12 protein-coding genes are annotated in these 13,499 nt (G+C 50.9%); 1 reads left to right on the top strand and 11 read right to left on the bottom strand.

Annotated features, from left to right (window positions below; all coding sequences use genetic code 11):
• Positions 1-29 precede the first annotated feature (29 nt).
• Complete coding sequence (locus MCJ35_RS22045) at positions 30-434, bottom strand: MerR family transcriptional regulator (protein WP_008720261.1); 405 nt, start codon at positions 432-434, stop codon at positions 30-32.
• 248 nt (positions 435-682) lie between these two features.
• On the opposite strand from MCJ35_RS22045, the gene MCJ35_RS22050 reads away from it, so the two are divergent.
• Positions 683-1,534 carry an aldo/keto reductase gene (locus tag MCJ35_RS22050; RefSeq protein ID WP_025485255.1) on the top strand — a complete coding sequence of 284 codons (852 nt, stop codon included), beginning with the start codon at positions 683-685 and terminating at the stop codon, positions 1,532-1,534.
• A gap of 202 nt (positions 1,535-1,736) precedes the next feature.
• Here the strand turns inward: MCJ35_RS22050 and MCJ35_RS22055 are convergent, their stop codons facing one another.
• The 10 genes from MCJ35_RS22055 to MCJ35_RS22100 all read right to left on the bottom strand — a co-directional run bounded on the left by MCJ35_RS22055 (position 1,737) and on the right by MCJ35_RS22100 (position 13,290).
• Positions 1,737-2,660, bottom strand: coding sequence for a sugar phosphate nucleotidyltransferase (locus MCJ35_RS22055; protein ID WP_008720264.1), 924 nt, complete (start codon positions 2,658-2,660; stop codon positions 1,737-1,739).
• Positions 2,661-2,726: 66 nt separating this feature from the next.
• Entirely contained in the window at positions 2,727-4,250 is a 1,524-nt protein-coding gene (locus tag MCJ35_RS22060) for an FAD-binding protein (RefSeq protein ID WP_025485253.1), read from the bottom strand.
• Positions 4,251-4,381: 131 nt separating this feature from the next.
• Positions 4,382-4,828, bottom strand: a complete 447-nt coding sequence (locus tag MCJ35_RS22065) for a NanQ anomerase/TabA/YiaL family protein (protein WP_008720268.1) — start codon at positions 4,826-4,828, stop codon at positions 4,382-4,384.
• 11 nt (positions 4,829-4,839) lie between these two features.
• On the bottom strand, positions 4,840-5,583 hold the full coding sequence (locus MCJ35_RS22070; RefSeq protein ID WP_025485252.1) for an SDR family NAD(P)-dependent oxidoreductase: 744 nt from the start codon (positions 5,581-5,583) through the stop codon (positions 4,840-4,842).
• A 14-nt stretch (positions 5,584-5,597) separates the two neighbouring features.
• Complete coding sequence (locus MCJ35_RS22075) at positions 5,598-7,511, bottom strand: TRAP transporter permease (RefSeq protein ID WP_008720272.1); 1,914 nt, start codon at positions 7,509-7,511, stop codon at positions 5,598-5,600.
• 31 nt (positions 7,512-7,542) lie between these two features.
• A complete protein-coding gene (locus MCJ35_RS22080; RefSeq protein ID WP_025485250.1) occupies positions 7,543-8,655 on the bottom strand; it encodes a TAXI family TRAP transporter solute-binding subunit in 1,113 nt (370 codons plus the stop codon).
• Positions 8,652-9,698 carry a 4-hydroxythreonine-4-phosphate dehydrogenase PdxA gene (gene pdxA / locus MCJ35_RS22085; protein ID WP_025485248.1) on the bottom strand — a complete coding sequence of 349 codons (1,047 nt, stop codon included), beginning with the start codon at positions 9,696-9,698 and terminating at the stop codon, positions 8,652-8,654. The genes MCJ35_RS22080 and pdxA overlap by 4 nt, the downstream gene beginning before the upstream one ends.
• Positions 9,699-9,733: 35 nt before the next feature.
• Entirely contained in the window at positions 9,734-10,636 is a 903-nt protein-coding gene (dapA, locus tag MCJ35_RS22090) for a 4-hydroxy-tetrahydrodipicolinate synthase (protein ID WP_008720275.1), read from the bottom strand.
• Positions 10,637-10,828: 192 nt separating this feature from the next.
• Positions 10,829-11,989, bottom strand: a complete 1,161-nt coding sequence (locus MCJ35_RS22095) for an iron-containing alcohol dehydrogenase (RefSeq protein ID WP_025485246.1) — start codon at positions 11,987-11,989, stop codon at positions 10,829-10,831.
• Positions 11,983-13,290 (bottom strand): four-carbon acid sugar kinase family protein, encoded by a 1,308-nt coding sequence (locus MCJ35_RS22100; RefSeq protein ID WP_025485245.1) that lies wholly within the window; start codon positions 13,288-13,290, stop codon positions 11,983-11,985. Before MCJ35_RS22100 ends, MCJ35_RS22095 begins: the two co-directional genes overlap by 7 nt.
• Positions 13,291-13,499 lie beyond the last annotated feature (209 nt).

Below are 13,499 nucleotides of genomic sequence, written 5' to 3' on the forward strand. Positions count from 1 at the left end.
TCCTCCGGCCAGGCAGCGTACAAAAATAATCAAACACTCCCTGATGTCCCGGAATCTTTATCTTCCGACAAAAATTCCTCATATTCTCTCGTAAACCGCTGGATTTTATGCGTCACCACCTGAAGGTGCTGCTGCATCTGCGCAATACGTCCTTCGACCTCACGTTTATGCTCAATCAGCATTTCACATCTCTCCTTCAGCGTCTCAGGTCCTTGGTAGCACAGATTGACAAAGTCGCGGATCTGCTTTATGGACATATCTGTGTTTTTCAGGCAGGTGATTAATCCCAGCCACTCCAGGTCCCCATCCGTATAATACCGGATTCCGCTTTCTGTCCGCTTGACGTTGGGCAGCAGCCCTTCCTTTTCATAATACCGAAGGGTATTTGGGCTAAGGTGTGTTTTTTCAGCTACATATTTAATCGTATATCCCATAGAAAGAACCTCCAATATATTTTAGGTAACGTTAAGTAACGAAGTAACACAAAACAGGATAATCATACCATGATAAGTGTAACACTAAAATCGTCAATCACGAATTTAGTTGGTGAAACACGAATTTAATATTACATTTTACAGAAAGTAACGCAAAAAAAGCTTGACTTAGCGTTAACGCTAAGGTTTATGATTATCATACAGTATAATTCAATCATATGTCAAGAAACAGAACAGGAGGAAAGAGAATGAAATCATTAACTGATTGCTACAGGCTGTCCAATGGGGTGGAAATTCCCTGTATTGGCTTCGGTACATGGCAGACTCCCGACGGGGATGTCTGCGTATCATCGGTGAAAGCCGCCATCGAGGCAGGCTACCGCCACATCGATACCGCCGAAATGTACGGGAACGAGGACAGCGTGGGCAAAGCCATAAAGGAGAGCGGCATCGACCGGAAGGAGCTTTTCATCACCTCGAAGTTGAGCAATCAGGCCCACGGCTACGAAAAGACCATGGAGGCATTTGAGGGCACCATGGAAAAACTGGGTCTTGATTACCTTGACATGTTCCTGATTCACTGGCCCAACCCCATTGCCTTCCGCGACCATTGGCAGGAGGCCAATGCAGGCAGCTGGAAAGCATTCGAGGAACTGTACAAAGCCGGCCGGATCCGCGCCATCGGAATCAGCAATTTCCGGCAGCATCACATTGAAGCCCTGATGGAAACCGCCACCATCCCCCCAATGGTGAACCAGATGAAACTCTGCCCAGGGGAAACGCAGGAGGAGGTTGTGGACTACTGCCGCTCCAAGGGCATGTTGCTGGAAGCCTACAGCCCCCTTGGCATCGGACAGATTTTCCAGGTGCCCGAGATGCAGGAACTGGCAGACAAATACGGGCGTTCCATCGCACAGATCTGCATCCGCTGGAGCCTGCAAAGAGGGTATCTGCCGCTTCCTAAGTCAGTCACCCCTTCCCGGATCCAGGAGAACGCCAGGGTCTTCGACTTTGAGCTGGAGGAAGCAGATGTCCGGCTGATTGCCAATTTGAAGGGATGCGTCGGCTATGCCGCTGACCCGGATACAAGGACATTTTAACGGATTGGGAAGATACACGGTTGTGCATTGTGCATGGATATAATGCGGGACAGATACACACATCATTTCAGCGGGGACACATAAAAGACCATCGGTCCCTCTCAAAAGAAATGCCGTAACAGAAGAAAAGCAGGGCATTTACAACATACGTAAAAATCAGGGAGGACCCCATAAACAGGAGATCCATCCCTGATTTTATTCATCAGCTGTAAAGCTTCTCTTTGTACACTCCGGCGTCAATCAGCGCCCTGACAGCATCCACCACGGCCTGTTTGTCCTCTTTATAGGTGACCCCGAACCACTTGTCCGGGGTGCCAAGGACCGTGACCCTTGCACGCTTTGACTGTACCAGGTTGTCGATGATCCTGGGAAGAAGATATTCCGATTTAACATCCCCCTCCTTCAGGTTATCCAGGAATGCAGGGAAGCCTGCTTCTAACTCATCCAGGAATCCGGCCGGGATGCCCCACATGTTCATGGAAACCGGCTGGTCCGGGCTGACCGTGACAGGATTGCCCTGCTCATCGGTTGCCAAAAGTCCCTCATCGGTCATCCTGATATTATAAGTTTCATTGACCGTCTTAAGGATACCGTCATCATCCACCTGGCATACGCCCCTGGTAACAGCGCCATTGTCGCTCAGGGTATTGGAAAGCACGAATCCGCCCATGCACAGGTCATATACGTCTGAATCCCCGTCCATGACATTGACCATGTAATCGTGTATCTTCTTAAAGCCTTCCCTGCCATAATAGTCATCTGCATTGATGACCAGGAAGGGACCGTTCACCATTCCTTTTACCATAAGGACGGCCTGTCCTGTTCCCCATGGTTTTGTACGGCCGGGCGTTACCTCATAGCCAGCCGGAAGGGCGTCCAGTTCCTGATAGGCGTATTCCACAGGCAGAAGCTTTTCTATCCTGTTGCCGATAACTTCCTTAAAATCCTTTTCAAGGTCTTTCCTGATAATAAAGATAACTTTGTTAAAACCTGCTTCCATGGCGTCATGGATGGAATAATCCATGATGATCTCCCCACCTGGTCCCACTGGTTCCAGCTGCTTGATTCCTCCTCCAAAGCGGCTTCCGATTCCGGCCGCCATGATTACCAGCGCAGTCTCTCTCATAGTACTTTTTCTCCTTTGATATGAACTGGTTACATAATAGCACAATCGGGAGAAAAAGGCAAAATTTTATATTGGAAATTCTTTCTCATATTCTTTATCCGCTTCCGGGTAATCAAGCCTCATATGTGTCCCGCGGCTTTCTTTCCTGTTCCACGCCGCCTCCACCATCAGACGGATGGACTTTACAATCTGAAACGCCTGTGTATCCTTCTTTATCTCCTGCTGGGACAGCATTTCATCCAAACGCGCCCTGGCCTGCAAAAGCTCCTCTCCCCTGCGGTAGATTCCCAAGGCTTTGACTGCAATTGCCTTTGCCTCAGGGACATATCTTCCGTATACGCCTGCATCCTCCTTATATTCCGCCGGAAGGTCATGGACCGGTTCAGGCTGGCAGGCCTTTAAACCTGCAATGGCCTGGGCACAGAGAAGTCCTGACAAGGTGGCCTGGCTGGCTGCATTGCCCGCGCACCTGCATGCCCCATGTACGCCGCCGCAGGCCTCCCCCACCGCATAGAATCCGGCTACGGTGGACTCATAATTTTCATCCACCATGATTCCTCCTGAGAAACTATGGGCCATAGGACCAACCTCCACCAGTTCCTGATTGGGGTCCACCCCATTATCCATCAGGCGGTTGAAGAACCAGGGATAGGCTTTTAACACATTCCTGTCAATATGCCGTAAATCCACCCACGCGCCGCCATGGGGCGTTCCCCGGCCTGCGTCAACCTCTTTCCATATCTGCTTATTAATCAGTGTCTTAGGAGAACCGCCTTCTCCCTGAGGCCTCACTTTTAACATGAAGCGCTCCCCCTCTGAATTGAGAAGGTATGCTCCTTCACCCAGCATGGCGGTGGGGCAGGGTTCTCCCACTGCGCCGGGTGGGCTCATTACAACCATCGGTTCATATTCCAGGAATTCAATATCAACCAGTTCTGCTCCGGCTTCCTTTGCAATGGCAAGGGTATTGCCCTTGATGTCCCCAGGGTATGTGGAAACCCCAAACAGGTTTCCTACCCCGCCCCAGCCAGCCACCACAACAGGCGCATGGATATTTTCGATTCCGCCTTCCGGATTTTTTACCGTGATTCCGCAGACATGTCCATCCTCCGTCAGGACATGAAGGCATTCATATCCCATGTGGATGGGAATCCCATTTTCTTCCAGTCCATCCACCAGCTTCTTTACAATCTCAACGCCAATCAGTTCAGTGGTACAGCACAGGGACCTTGGATATGTATGGCCCGAGAGATGCCTCAGTTTTGTAGTCCCATCCTCATTTTTTGCAAATTCCACACCCCAGCGGCAGAGGAGATTGTATCCCTCCATGGTGCTGGCCGTCATGTCCCTGACCAGCGTCCTGTTATTAATCCCATATCCTGCATGAATCATATCATCATTATACTGCCCGATGGTATCCCCGTAAGGATTGTCCGGCAGGACGAAATTAATTGCTGCAATATATGGTGTTCCGCCATATGCAGTGGTGTAAATACCGATATCCTTTACACCCAGTTCACTGAGCCTTGCTGCTGTTGCCAGGGAAGCAAGCCCCATGCCTACAATGATAACATCATGTTTTTTTGCCATATATTCCTCCGATTAGTGTACCGGCACGGTGGAATGCCATCGTGCCAGTGCCTAGGGCGTGTCTGGTCCTAAGGGGGTACCTCTGGTGGATTCCTTAGGGCAGCTGCCGGAAAGTAATTTTCAAACACGCCCTAACTCATTACAGGTATCTTCATAATGATTTTGGTAAAAGAATGGGGTTCATCCGTATGGGATACAGGCTTGTGCCCGTCATGGGGAAATGCAATGTAGAACATCCCCTTGTCCACCCGGATATGGTTCCCGGTATCCCCTAGAAGCCTCTCCGCATCCTTATCCTTATCATATGGGACCACGGTCTTTAAATCCGCCACATCCGCCCATGCCAGTTCCTCGCAGCCCTCGGCCATGATCTGGACATCAATATATCTGCGGTGCGCCTCAAAGGTCCCCTCATCCATGGGTCTCGTATCGCCCATCTGCACGTTAAAGAAACCGCCGTCAAACTTATATTTGCCCGGCTCCAGCTTCTGCATCGCCTTGACCGCCTCCATTCCTGCCCTGAGGGCGGGAATCATGGGCGTATAAAATAATATGTTCTCTGTTTTGTCAATAACCATATGCCTGTCCTTTAATTCATGTAGCTTCCGCCGTTTACGTTGATTGTTTCCCCGTTTATGAATCCCGCCATGTCCGAGGCCAGGAAAACAGCCACATCGGCTACATTTCCCGTGGTTCCAAGAACCCCCAGGGGGATTTTCTTTACCACATTCCTGCGGTATTCCTCCGTCCACTGCAGGGACATATCCGTTTCAATGGGGCCTGGGCAAATGCCGTTTACACGGATATGGTACGGCCCCATCTCATAGGCCAGCTTCTGGGTCATGGAATTGACCGCCGCCTTGCTGGCCCCATAGCATATGGAGGCATTGGCATGGGCAGTCTTACTGGCCGTGGATGAGATATTGATGATGGTTCCCGACTGTTTCTCCACCATGTGGGGGAGCACGGCCTTACAGCAGTAGAATACGCCGTCCAGGTTGATGCCCATCATCCTGTGCCACTCCTCCTCTGTCAGTTCCAGAAAGGGGATGCGGCTGTTCACGCCTGCATTATTCACCAATATATCGATTTTCCCAAATGCTTCCATACAGACGCCGGCCAGTCTGGCAGCCGTGCCGCTGTCAGAGATATCCCCCCTGACAACACGGCATTTTACTCCCAGGGCTTCTGCCTCTGCCTTCACGCACCTTAATTTTTCTTCATCATTGCCGTTAATCACCACGTCAGCGCCGTTTGCCGCCAGTGCAAGGGCAATTGCCCTGCCGATTCCCTTACTGGAACCGGTGACAATAGCAGATTTTCCTTTTAACATATCCTTCATCCCCATCACGCCACGACTTTACTTTCTTCTCTGTCCTTACTGTAGAATTTCCGTTTCTTTGCTGAACAGATGACAAAGAATGCAACTGCCACCGCGATTCCTATGATATCAGTGATTGTCTCAGGAAGGATGATTAGGATTGCGGATGCCAGCAGGATTCCCCTCTCTATCCTATTTAAGGGTACCAGGAAGAATCCGGCCATTCCGGATGCCAGCAGGTATGTTCCAAGGAACAGGATCAGGGTTCCCTTGACAATCTCAAGAGGAGTTCCTACCAGGAGGATGGACGGGTCATATATGAAAATGAACGGTACGAGGAACGCCACTAATGCGTACGCAAAACCTGTCAGCCCCGTCTTCATGGAATCCGCCCCCGCTATACCTGCCGCAGTGAAGGACGCCACGCACACAGGCGGTGTGATCTGAGCCATGATACCAAAATAGAATACAAACATATTTGCCTGCAAAGGCTGGATGTTAAGGCCAATCAGGGTTGGCACGAACAGGACATTTGCCACCAGATAAGCCGCCACCGTAGGAAGCGCCATTCCTAAAAGCATGCATCCCAGCATTGTAATCAAAAGTGCAATAATCAAATAGCTGGATCCCACATTGGCTATAAGCTTGGATACCTTGGTTGCCAGGCCGGACTGGATGACAACTCCGATGATGATTCCGCATGCAGCTGTTGGCACGGCAATTTCAGAAGCCTGCTTCACTCCCTGAAGAGCGGTTTCCCCCAGTTTCTTAAGGCTGACACAGTACTTTCCGCCTAAAACGAATTTGCTCACGACATTGATGATAAGGCAGGTGAAGATACCCATCATGCCGCTCCGCATCAGGGATGCGCCGGATATCATGTAGTAAACCAGCACAATGGCGGGAATGATCTGATACAGTCTTGGCAGTATCTTCTCGGTCTGGATTGCCTCTGCCTTCTGTGCCCCGTCAATCATGCTCTTTTTATCAGCCATGAATGTAACCAGAAGGAACACGGACATAAAATAGGCAATGGCAGGAATCAAGGCTGCAAATGCAATGGTCTTATATGGAACCCCCAGCATTTCCGCCATGATGAACGCGCCCACGCCCATAATCGGGGGCATGATCTGTCCGCCGGTGGATGCAACCGCTTCAATGGCCCCTGCCTGGTGCGGTTCATAGCCAATCTTCTTCATCATGGGAATTGTCATGACACCGGTGGTTGCCACGTTGGCAACGGCGCTTCCTGAAATCATTCCCATAAGGCCGGAGGAGATGACGGCTGCTTTTGCAGGACCGCCGGCGCCGTTCTTGGACACCTTCATGCCCAGGTCAATGAGAAGCTGCCCGCCTCCGCATTCGGAAAAAAATACGCCGAAAAGCATGAAGTAAAACAGGCTGCTGGCCGATGTATACAGCGGGGTCCCATAGATACCGCTGGAACCCATGGTCATCAGTTCCGTGAACTGCTGCATATTGGTCCCTTTAAACCGGAAGATGGATGGAAAATATTTCCCGAACCAGAAGTACACAATGAAGAACAGGATGAATCCGAACAAAATGGTTCCCAGTGTCCTTCTGACTGCCTCCAGAAGTATGATGATACATACCACCATGGCAATCTTATCAATCATTGTAACAGGTGATACATACTGCACGCGGGAGGTAAGACGTGCAGTATTGGCAATCACATAGTACAGGACAAAGGCTATGCCTGCATAAACCGGTATATCCAAAGCCTTCATCCACGGCTTCCCTGACTTCTTGTCAGCCGGGTTGTTGAGGAATACAATGAGCAGCGCAAACATCAGGTGCACCGGGCTTTGCAGCATGGGATGCAGCGGGGACACCAGCGCCAGATATAACTGAAACAGGATCCAGACCGTACCGACTGCAATATAGGCCATTTTCTTGGGTGGTATTTTTACTCTTTCCATTATTTGCCCCTTTCTGTCAGACAAATGTCATTTATTCCATATAACCCATTTCCTTATAATAAGCCTCAGCGCCTGGATGGATTGGAGCGCCCAGCTTAATGGGCTCCCATGCAGTCTCAGGATCAAATGCCTCCAGGGCGGCGCTTGCGTTCACAAGTGTCTGTGTGTTCTCACACAGGGCCTTTGTCATTGTATATACAGTGGCATCATCCAGCTCAGCGGATACAAGGATTACCTGCGGGGAACCGACTGTTTTGATTTCCGCGTCCTGGCCTGACCAGGTTCCTGCCGGAATGACGGTATAGTCAAAGCCTTCTTTTGTCAGCTTTTCCAGGGTATCGTCACTTAACTGAGGGAAATACATATCTGCTGTCATACACAGTTCGGATGTGGCGGACTGTCCCGGCGCGATATGGTCAATCGTCATATCTGCCTTGCCATCCTTTAACAGGCTGACAATTGCATCTGAACCTGTCTGGGTAACGCTTCCTCCCCAGGACTCAACATCCTCGTAGCTCACCCCAAGCACTTCCAGCACCTTATTGCAGGCCAGCTCCCCGAATGCGCCGGAGGATTTAACTGCTATGCGGACCGGATACTTCTGGGCAACCAGCTCCTCAACCGTCGTGATGCCTGTCTTATCCACAAATGACTGGGTAAAGATGACGTTGAGGATTGCCTTGTCCAGGCCGCCTGCAAGGCCTCTTACATTTTCTGTGGGCGGATTCCCAAGGATTCCTGTCTCGCATGCCCACTTGGCAGGAGCGCCGTTGCTGATTGTCACATTACACTGGTTATTTTCAAGAATCACAGGGGAACCCACGCCGCCTGGGGATGTGGTGGTCACATCAATGACAGAACCATTGGGAAATGCATCCGTAAACAGGTTTGCCATCGTGGACGCATATACATATGCCGTGGTTCCTACGTCCTGGGTTGCAAATGTAATCTCAACCGGTTCCGTTACCGTATAGGCGCCGCCTGTCTGGCTGGCCGCGCTTTCCCCGGCCTGCGTGTCAGCCTGTGCTTCTGTCACCGAAGCAGCCACAGTGGTTTCCTGGGTTGAACCGGAACAGCCTGTCAGTCCTGCTGCCATCACACCTGCCATACCGAATGCGAATAATTTCTTCATTGTCTTTTTCATTTACTTAACCCTCCGTCTATTGTTCTTTTTGCAGTTTTTGCTTTATTGCTTTTTGAAAGACGAATGCCGTAATCAATGGCATTTATCAGACTTAACTCATTTGCGATTCCCTGGCCCGCCTGGTCAAATGCGGTTCCGTGGTCCACGCTGGCCCTTACGATGGGAAGCCCCAACGTTATGTTAACACCCGCGACCGCATCCCATTTCTGCTGTTCCTGATTATATACGAAGCCAATTACCTTCAGCGGGATATGTCCCTGGTCATGATACATGGCCACCACCATATCATACCACCCGCCTCTGGCTTTTGAAAAGATTGTATCCGGCGGAACCGGGCCTTCTGCCTGGATTCCTTCTGCCTTGGCAGCTTCAATCGCCGGGATGATCTCGTCAATCTCCTCCCTGCCGAAGAGGCCGTTCTCCCCGCTGTGGGGGTTAAGGCCTGCCACGCCGATTCTTGGCTGTTCCAGCCCCAGGTCCCTGCAGGCCTGGTATGCAATGCGTATGACCTCCAGCACCCGTTCCTTCTTCACCCGGTCACAGGCTTCCCGCAGGGATACATGGGTAGATACGTGCACTACCCGGATATTCTCATGGGCCAGCATCATGGTATATTTTTTGGTTCCTGTCATATCCGCATACACTTCGGTATGGCCTGAGTAATGATGTCCGGCCATGTTGATGGCTTCTTTATTAAAGGCATTGGTGACCGTGCCGTCAACCTCCCCGGCCATGGCCATCTGTATCACCTTTTCCACGTAACGGAACGCGGCCTCCCCGGCCATCACGGATACCTTTCCACGTTCCAGCTTATCCATGTCCACCAGATCCATATCATACACATCTATGGTACCTGCCTGGAACAGGGCCTCTTCTACGGAATGGACCGGATGTATCCTGACATCCTCTTTTCCCACAATTTTAACTGCTGCCTCCATCACGCCCGCATCCCCGATGACCAGCGGACGGCATTTGTCATAAATCCCATTGTTGGCCAGGGCCTTTACCGTAATCTCCGGTCCTATACTGGCCGGGTCCCCCATTGTAATCCCAATTATCAGACGCTCATCCATATCTGTCAGCACATCCCTTTCTCATGGTTTTCAGCCAGCACCTTCTTTAACGCCTCAATGCCCTCTTCCGGCACCTGGTTAAACGGCGCCCTGCATTTTCCTACCGGATATCCCAAAAGCGCCACCGCTGTCTTTACAATGGTATTGGGATTGCCGAACCGGAAGCATGCGCGGAAGGAACGGATGCTGTCCTGGGCCTTTCTGGCATTTTCCATATCGCCTGCCACAAAGTAATCGTAGATGGACGCCATCACCTCCGGAAATACGTTTGCACATCCTGCGATGCCGCCCGTCCCCCCTGCCAGGAGGTTCCAGAGTATCAGGGAATCATTGCCGGACAGCACGGCGAAGCCGTCGCTTTCCCTGGTCTGTTCAATGTACTGGAGCATATTGTCAAAATTGCCGGAGCTGTCCTTGGCCCCTACAATATTTTCTATCCTGCTTAGACGGGCAACCGTTGCCGGCGCCAGGGCATTGCCGGTCCTGGCCGGTATATTGTAGAGGACAATGGGCATATCCACTGCCTCTGCCACTGCACGGTAGTGCTCATACAGCTCATTCTGGGACGCCGCGGCAAAGGACGGGGTAATGATGGAGAGCACATCCGCTCCCAGGGACTGCGCCATCCTGGACTGGCGGATGGTATCCTTTGTGCTGATGCACCCGGTTCCCGCATAGACCGGAACCCGTCCCTTTGTCTCATCTATCACAATGCCCAGGACCTGCTCTTTTTCCGCCTCGCTTAATATGTATCCCTCCCCGTTCGTCCCAAATGGGAACAGGCCGTGGACGCCTCCCTTTATCTGGCGGTTGACCTGGTTCCTCAGTTCTGCCTCATTGATGGTCTCGTCCTCATTCATGGGCGTAATGATCGGCGGGATGATTCCCTTGATTTCCACCTTTTTCATCCTGTTGTTCCTCCTCCTTCTATGCCAAATCCTGCTGTTCTTTTTATTCCAACATTATACATGTATTTCTTTATTCCAACATTTTACATGCATCTTTGTATTCCTGCATTTTACATGTACCTTTTTATTCCTGCATTTTACATGTATCTTTGTATTCCTTCATTTTACATGTATTCTTTGTATTCCCGCATTTTACATGATTTCCATATACAGTTTCCTGGCATCCTCAGGGGTGACTTCCCGCATATTATTCACCAGAAGCCGCTTGACGTCCATGCCTGCCTCCACCAGTGCATCCAGGTCCTGGTCCCCAACCCCGTACTCCCTGAGGCTGGACGGTATCTCAAGATGGGTTACTATCTCGTCCAGACGGCGTATGATCCAGGCCGACTTTTCCTCCGGTGTCCTCTGGGGCATGCCTTTGCCTCCGGCTATCCGGTCATAGGCTGCCGCGAATCTGTCCCTGCAGGCCGGTTCGTTAAACTTCATCACCGGTACCAGGAGCATGGCATTGGAAACGCCATGGGGTATATGGTACTTTCCTCCCAGGGGATAGGACAGTGCATGAACTGCCGTTGTTCCTGATGCGGTTATGGCTGCGCCCGCATAGAAGGCGGCTATGAGCATGGCGTTTTTGGCATCCAGGGCATCGGGGTCATCACACGCCCTTTCTATATTGGTAAGGATTAAATCCAGGGCTTCCAGTGCAAATGTATCGCTGAAGGGATTGGCCTTATTGGAAGTATAACACTCAATCGCATGGGCAAGGGCGTCCACACCCGTGGCTGCCGCGATTTTCCTTGGAAGGTTTTTAATCATTTCCCCGTCCAGGATTACATAGTCAGCTATCATCGCATCGTTGACAATCCCTACCTTCAGCTCCTTCTCAGGAACCGCCACAATGCTGTTGGGGGTTGCTTCGGAACCAGTCCCTGCCGTGGTGGGTATCATGAGGGTTGGGACGCATTTCTTTGCAAGACAGGGATCATCAAGCAAATCCCTGACCGTGTATGCGTCCGTTGCCAGGACCGAGGCCAGCTTCGCGATATCCATCACGCTTCCACCGCCCACTGCTATAATAAGTCCGGCCTTCTCAGCCTTAAAGGCATCAATGACCTTCTGGGCCTCATCACAGTCAGGCTCTGCAGGCAGTCCGTCTAAGACCGAATATCCTACCCCCGCCTCCTTTAGCAGGGATAATGGTTTCTCAAGGAGTCCGGCAGCCATGATTCCCTTGTCACTGAACACAACTGCTTTCCCGGCACATGTCCCGGCAATCTCCTTGATATGGTCCAAGGCTCCCTCACCGCTGTAAACCACATGAGGCATCTTTAATGTATACTGTGTCAGCATAATACCCTCTCTTTCTTATACAATATCGTATCCGCCAGCTGTACCAGCAGGTCCTCTGTCCCAAAGCCGCCTGACTTGGATATGACCTGATACATATTATCATTAATCTTAAAGCGTGACAGCACGGTTCCCGGCGCCATCTCGCAGACCGGTTCCATCTCACAGACCTTTATCTGATTCATGAATCCCAGAAGCGTGTCGCCTCCTGTTATCAAAAGCGTACTGTTGAGACCGCGTTCCACCATATGCTTAAGGATATAACCCATGGAATCCGCAATCCTGGTCCTCACCTCATCCAGGCTGATGCCCTTTTCCCTGGCATATTCCATGGTCTCATCCGTCCCGTCGTAATCATTGCTGTCAAGGATGGACCTGCGTTCCAGCCGGCATTGCAGCATCCATTTCTTCAGCACTGCCTGCCCCTCATCTGTCTTCCAGTATCCCCTGTCCAGCTTTTGCCTGGGTGTCAGCCGTATTCTGGTGAATCCATGTTCCTCCGCATAATCCAGCTGTTTTTTTGTAATGGGATTCACGCTTCCGCAGGCTGCCAGGAACCTGGGTATGAATTCCGGCGCATAGGATTCCCGGCCCTCCAGGCCCAAAAGTCCAGGCAATACCGATGCAAATCCCGCGCACCCGGCCATGACCGACAACCGGCCTTTACGGTACAGGTCCAAAGCGGCGGCTGTCAGGCCCTCCTGTGACCGTGCATCATATACAGCTATGCGTGACAGCGGACCATCGTCCGGTGCCTGCCCATCTTCCATCAGGGCCTTATTGCCGTCCCCATCTTCTTCCTTAATCACTTCAACCCGGATGTTGCTCTGCTGATGGATGATATCAGGTACGAATGAACAGGTGACCGGCTCAAAGGGGTCTTTCCCAAATACGCTGTCCTTTACAGGAACATCATTTATGTAATGGATTCCTTCCCTTGTGGTTCTGCCCATCTGTGGAAATGCAGGAATGAAAGGAAGGATGTCCTGACCGGATGCGTCTAAGAGCGCGGTCAGCTCACTGCCGATATTCCCCCGTAATGCCGAGTCTGTCTTCTTATAAATAAATGGTATGCCGCAGGCCATGGCCCTCTTTGTGATATTCCACACCACTTCATAAGCATCCCTGCTGTCAAGATGCCTTGTCTCGGCATCCATCACCAGGACCCTGACCCCCTCGTCCGCCTTCCTGTAATCATACCGGATATCCGTAACCACCCTCACAACGGTGCCAGCCGCCGCGAATTGGACTCCCGTATCCAGAGCACCTGTAAAATCATCCGCTATTATCAGTAAGGTTATCACTCAATCACCGCCAGTCCCCGTATGTTGCATTTATGAACATACAGGTTTAGTTTTTTATTGTTTCTCTCTTAGTTCTGTTTCAGTTTACTAAATATCGGCTGGGTTTTCAACTGCTTTTCTCGTCTTTTATGTTCATATATGAAACATTTTAATTCTACCCCTGGATTTATATGTTCAATTATGTTACACTTGTTTCAGATAGAAACAGT

Origin of the sequence: Enterocloster sp. OA13 (genome assembly GCF_022440595.1) — a bacterium.
Lineage (GTDB): Bacteria > Bacillota > Clostridia > Lachnospirales > Lachnospiraceae > Enterocloster > Enterocloster hominis.

What these genes read in the sequence shown, in the direction of transcription:
- MCJ35_RS22075 (WP_008720272.1), bottom strand. Translation starts at nt 7,511, where the DNA reads ATGGAAAGAGTAAAAATACCACCCAAGAAAATGGCCTATATTGCAGTC.
- MCJ35_RS22050 (WP_025485255.1), top strand. Translation starts at nt 683, where the DNA reads ATGAAATCATTAACTGATTGCTACAGGCTGTCCAATGGGGTGGAAATT.
- MCJ35_RS22095 (WP_025485246.1), bottom strand. Translation starts at nt 11,989, where the DNA reads ATGCTGACACAGTATACATTAAAGATGCCTCATGTGGTTTACAGCGGT.
- dapA (WP_008720275.1), bottom strand. Translation starts at nt 10,636, where the DNA reads ATGAAAAAGGTGGAAATCAAGGGAATCATCCCGCCGATCATTACGCCC.
- MCJ35_RS22070 (WP_025485252.1), bottom strand. Translation starts at nt 5,583, where the DNA reads ATGTTAAAAGGAAAATCTGCTATTGTCACCGGTTCCAGTAAGGGAATC.
- MCJ35_RS22065 (WP_008720268.1), bottom strand. Translation starts at nt 4,828, where the DNA reads ATGGTTATTGACAAAACAGAGAACATATTATTTTATACGCCCATGATT.
- MCJ35_RS22045 (WP_008720261.1), bottom strand. Translation starts at nt 434, where the DNA reads ATGGGATATACGATTAAATATGTAGCTGAAAAAACACACCTTAGCCCA.
- MCJ35_RS22060 (WP_025485253.1), bottom strand. Translation starts at nt 4,250, where the DNA reads ATGGCAAAAAAACATGATGTTATCATTGTAGGCATGGGGCTTGCTTCC.
- MCJ35_RS22080 (WP_025485250.1), bottom strand. Translation starts at nt 8,655, where the DNA reads ATGAAAAAGACAATGAAGAAATTATTCGCATTCGGTATGGCAGGTGTG.
- MCJ35_RS22055 (WP_008720264.1), bottom strand. Translation starts at nt 2,660, where the DNA reads ATGAGAGAGACTGCGCTGGTAATCATGGCGGCCGGAATCGGAAGCCGC.
- pdxA (WP_025485248.1), bottom strand. Translation starts at nt 9,698, where the DNA reads ATGGGGGACCCGGCCAGTATAGGACCGGAGATTACGGTAAAGGCCCTG.